The 5,440-nt window shown below is 46.8% G+C and carries 2 tRNA genes and 2 rRNA genes; all 4 read right to left on the bottom strand.

Features of this window, described 5'->3' with window-relative positions:
- Nucleotides 1-78: 78 nt before the first annotated feature.
- The 4 genes from EKL96_RS14110 to EKL96_RS14125 all read right to left on the bottom strand — a co-directional run bounded on the left by EKL96_RS14110 (nucleotide 79) and on the right by EKL96_RS14125 (nucleotide 5,098).
- Nucleotides 79-2,964, bottom strand: a 23S ribosomal RNA gene (locus EKL96_RS14110).
- 188 nt (nucleotides 2,965-3,152) lie between these two features.
- Nucleotides 3,153-3,226, bottom strand: a tRNA-Ala gene (locus EKL96_RS14115).
- Nucleotides 3,227-3,316: 90 nt separating this feature from the next.
- Nucleotides 3,317-3,390: transfer RNA gene (locus tag EKL96_RS14120), tRNA-Ile, on the bottom strand.
- Between the two features lie 194 nt (nucleotides 3,391-3,584).
- Nucleotides 3,585-5,098, bottom strand: a 16S ribosomal RNA gene (locus tag EKL96_RS14125).
- Together the 16S and 23S rRNA genes with 2 tRNA genes alongside form the textbook arrangement of a ribosomal RNA operon.
- Nucleotides 5,099-5,440: the final 342 nt, after the last annotated feature.

Below are 5,440 nucleotides of genomic sequence, written 5' to 3' on the forward strand. Positions count from 1 at the left end.
AATATCTTAACATACTGAGATAAAGAAAATAAAAAGTATTAGAAAGTTTCTTCCTGCCGATTGCTCGGCAGGAAAAGCGTACATAAGCTTACGGGTTATTAGTACTACTCGACTATGACATTACTGCCTTTACATCTATAGCCTATCAACGTAGTCATCTCCTACGACCCTTAAAAGAAATCTCATCTTGTGGTGGGTTTCGCGCTTATATGCTTTCAGCGCTTATCCCTTCCAAACGTAGCTACTCTGCGATGCCACTGGCGTGACAACAGATACACTAGAGGTTTGTCCAATTCGGTCCTCTCGTACTAGAATCAGATCCACTCAAATTTCTTGCGCCCACAGTAGATAGAGACCGAACTGTCTCACGACGTTCTGAACCCAGCTCGCGTGCCACTTTAATGGGCGAACAGCCCAACCCTTGGGACCTTCTCCAGCCCCAGGATGTGACGAGCCGACATCGAGGTGCCAAACCCCCCCGTCGATATGAGCTCTTGGGGGAGATCAGCCTGTTATCCCCGGCGTACCTTTTATCCTTTGAGCGATGGCCCTTCCATGCGGAACCACCGGATCACTATGCTCTACTTTCGTACCTGATCGACCTGTATGTCTCTCAGTCAAGCTCCCTTATGCCATTGCACTCTACGCACGGTTACCAAGCGTACTGAGGGAACCTTTAGAAGCCTCCGTTACTCTTTTGGAGGCGACCACCCCAGTCAAACTACCCACCAAGCAATGTCCCCCGCATAGCGGGGTTAGGCCCTAGATAAACAAAGGGTTGTATTTCAACAATGACTCCACAACGCCTAGCGACGCCACTTCACAGTCTCCAACCTATCCTACACATCATTTATCCAAGGTCAATACTAAGCTATAGTAAAGGTGCACAGGGTCTTTTCGTCCCACTGCGGGTAAGCGGCATCTTCACCGCTACTACAATTTCACCGAGCTCATGGCTGAGACAGTGTCCAGATCGTTACACCATTCGTGCAGGTCGGAACTTACCCGACAAGGAATTTCGCTACCTTAGGACCGTTATAGTTACGGCCGCCGTTTACTGGGGCTTCATTTCAATGCTTCTCCGAAGATAACATCTCCACTTAACCTTCCAGCACCGGGCAGGTGTCAGGCCCTATACTTCATCTTACGATTTTGCAGAGCCCTGTGTTTTTGATAAACAGTCGCCTGGACCTCTTCACTGCGGCCTCGTATTGCTACGAGGCGACCCTTCTCCCGAAGTTACGGGTCTATTTTGCCTAATTCCTTAGCCATGAATCTCTCGAGCACCTTAGGATTCTCTCCTCGACTACCTGTGTCGGTTTGCGGTACGGGTACTTATTACCTGAAGTTTAGAGGTTTTTCTTGGAAGCCCTTAGGCGCACTATCTCTTCTACCGAAGTATCCGAGTACTATCGTATTTCCCCAAGCCGCGTGGATTTGCCTGCGCAGCTTATAGGTAGGTACTTCAACGAACTATTCCGTCAGTTCGCGGCGCTTTCATCACTCCGTCACCCCATCACAGTAATAACTAGTACGGGAATATTAACCCGTTGTCCATCGACTGTCCCTTTCGGGTTCGCCTTAGGTCCCGACTAACCCACAGCTGATTAGCATAGCTGTGGAAACCTTAGTCTTTCGGTGTGCGGGTTTCTCGCCCGCATTATCGTTACTTATGCCTACATTTTCTTTTCTCACCAGTCCAGCATACCTTACGATACACCTTCTACCCTGTGAGAATGCTCCCCTACCACTTACAATTAATTGTAAATCCATAGCTTCGGTAATACGCTTATGCCCGATTATTATCCATGCTCGTCCGCTCGACTAGTGAGCTGTTACGCACTCTTTAAATGAATGGCTGCTTCCAAGCCAACATCCTAGCTGTCTGGGCAGACAAACCTCGTTCTTTCAACTTAGCGTATATTTGGGGACCTTAGCTGATGGTCTGGGTTCTTTCCCTCTCGGACTTGGACCTTAGCACCCAAGCCCTCACTGTTATGAAACATTATATAGCATTCGGAGTTTGTCAGGAATTGGTAGGCGGTGAAGCCCCCGCATCCAATCAGTAGCTCTACCTCTATATAACTTTAACCATAACGCTGCACCTAAATGCATTTCGGGGAGTACGAGCTATTTCCGAGTTTGATTGGCCTTTCACCCCTACCCACAGGTCATCCGAAGACTTTTCAACGTCAACCGGTTCGGTCCTCCACTATGTGTTACCACAGCTTCAACCTGCCCATGGGTAGATCACACGGTTTCGCGTCTAACACTACTGACTAAAGCGCCCTATTCAGACTCGCTTTCGCTACGGATCCGTGGCTTAACCACTTATCCTTGCCAGCAACGTTAACTCGTAGGCTCATTATGCAAAAGGCACGCCGTCACCCCACGAAAGGGCTCCGACCGCTTGTAAGCGTATGGTTTCAGGATCTATTTCACTCCGTTATTCACGGTTCTTTTCACCTTTCCCTCACGGTACTGGTTCACTATCGGTCTCTCAGGAGTATTTAGCCTTAGCGGATGGTCCCGCCAAATTCAGACAGGATTTCTCGTGTCCCGCCCTACTCAGGATACCACTATCGTTATCTTCTATTACTTATACAGGGCTATCACCTTCTTTGGCCCTACTTTCCAGTAGATTCTAATTCTATCCGCAACAAATATCGTGGTCCTACAACCCCAAAAATGCCGTAACATCTTTGGTTTGGGCTAATCCGCGTTCGCTCGCCACTACTTACGGAATCACTTTTGTTTTCTTCTCCTCCGCCTACTTAGATGTTTCAGTTCAGCGGGTTTGCCCACCTATCGGTGTACTATGTCTTCAACATAGTGGGTTGCCCCATTCGGGTATCTACGGATCATATCGTGTGTGCCAATCCCCGTAGCTTTTCGCAGCTTATCACGCCCTTCATCGCCTCTGAGAGCCAAGGCATCCCCCATACGCCCTTATTTTGCTTATTGTACCAACATTCAATTAAGAATGCCGTTTCTTTCACTTGTCTATAAATAAACAAGCAAAAAATGCTTTCTACTTTTTATTATTTTCTTATCTCAATATGTCAATGAACTTTAAAGTAGTGTTCAGTGTTCAGTTTTTAGTATTCAGTCGAAACTGAGTACTGATCACTGTAAGCTGATCACTCTTTTTGTGGAGAATAACGGAGTCGAACCGTTGACCTCCTGCGTGCAAGGCAGGCGCTCTAGCCAGCTGAGCTAATTCCCCAATCTTTTTTAATTATGAATTGTGAATTACCAATAACGATATATCGCGATTTCTCAACTCTAGAATTTCTTCTTTTTTTAAGTTAAATAGTTGTCTCGGACAGACTCGAACTGTCGACCCCTACATTATCAGTGTAGTACTCTAACCAGCTGAGCTACGAGACACTCTTTATACTTATGTCTAAAGCCGAAGGTCTTAAAGTCGAAAGTACTTGACTTTTGACATTGGACTTTACAACTTTACGACTGTAATATTATTTGAACTAACAGCAAGAGTAATATAATGTCAATATTTGTTTCCTTTTCGATATTTAGTCTTCTTTCCCTAGCGTGTATTGCTACTAACACTAAGGCTCTAGAAAGGAGGTGTTCCAGCCGCACCTTCCGGTACGGCTACCTTGTTACGACTTAGCCCTAGTTACCAGTTTTACCCTAGGCAGCTCCTTGCGGTCACCGACTTCAGGCACCCCCAGCTTCCATGGCTTGACGGGCGGTGTGTACAAGGCCCGGGAACGTATTCACCGGATCATGGCTGATATCCGATTACTAGCGATTCCAGCTTCACGGAGTCGAGTTGCAGACTCCGATCCGAACTGAGAACGGTTTTGTAGATTCGCTCCTGGTCACCCAGTGGCTGCTCTCTGTACCGTCCATTGTAGCACGTGTGTAGCCCAAGGCGTAAGGGCCGTGATGATTTGACGTCATCCCCACCTTCCTCGCAGTTTGCACTGGCAGTCTTGTTAGAGTTCCCGACTTGACTCGCTGGCAACTAACAACAGGGGTTGCGCTCGTTATAGGACTTAACCTGACACCTCACGGCACGAGCTGACGACAACCATGCAGCACCTTGTAAATTGTCTTGCGAAAGTTCTGTTTCCAAAACGGTCAATCTACATTTAAGCCTTGGTAAGGTTCCTCGCGTATCATCGAATTAAACCACATGCTCCACCGCTTGTGCGGGCCCCCGTCAATTCCTTTGAGTTTCATTCTTGCGAACGTACTCCCCAGGTGGGATACTTATCACTTTCGCTTAGCCACTGAGATTGCTCCCAACAGCTAGTATCCATCGTTTACGGCGTGGACTACCAGGGTATCTAATCCTGTTCGCTACCCACGCTTTCGTCCATCAGCGTCAATATATTAGTAGTAACCTGCCTTCGCAATTGGTATTCCATGTAATCTCTAAGCATTTCACCGCTACACTACATATTCTAGTTACTTCCTAATAATTCAAGTCAGACAGTATCAATGGCCGTTCCACCGTTGAGCGATGGGCTTTCACCACTGACTTATCTGACCGCCTACGGACCCTTTAAACCCAATGATTCCGGATAACGCTTGGATCCTCCGTATTACCGCGGCTGCTGGCACGGAGTTAGCCGATCCTTATTCTTACGATACCGTCAAGCTGCTACACGTAGCAGGGTTTCTTCTCGTATAAAAGCAGTTTACAATCCATAGGACCGTCATCCTGCACGCGGCATGGCTGGATCAGGCTTGCGCCCATTGTCCAATATTCCTCACTGCTGCCTCCCGTAGGAGTCTGGTCCGTGTCTCAGTACCAGTGTGGGGGATCTCCCTCTCAGGACCCCTACCCATCGTTGCCTTGGTATGCCGTTACCATACCAACTAGCTAATGGGACGCATGCTCATCTTTCACCGTTGTGACTTTAATAATTCCTTGATGCCAAGGTACTATACTATGAGGTATTAATCCAAATTTCTCTGGGCTATCCCTCTGTGAAAGGTAGATTGCATACGCGTTACGCACCCGTGCGCCGGTCTCTGTCTCCGAAGAAACATACCCCTCGACTTGCATGTGTTAAGCCTGCCGCTAGCGTTCATCCTGAGCCAGGATCAAACTCTTCATCGTATATTTGTGAGTTCAGATAAATCTGTTCTCTTTGTTTATGCGACTAAATTCTAGTGGTTTTTTCAAATCTCTCAATTCTATTACTCTTATTCTTTTGTCTTGTCTTTTGGACAAGACGGCTGTCAATTCAATATGTCTAGGAACGTGTTCTTTTATTTCTATCACCTCTACTAACACTTGTTATAGCGTTTCTCGAAGCGGGTGCAAAAGTACAACTTTCTTTTTAACTAACAAGAAAAATGTGAAGTTTTTTTTGAGATAATTTTTATATCCCTTTCTTCTGCTTTTCTTATCAATCTGTCAAGGAACATTGCGCGTTTTGCGGGGTGCAAAGGTAACATC

This window comes from Flavobacterium sp. LS1R10, assembly GCF_003968825.1.
GTDB lineage: Bacteria > Bacteroidota > Bacteroidia > Flavobacteriales > Flavobacteriaceae > Flavobacterium.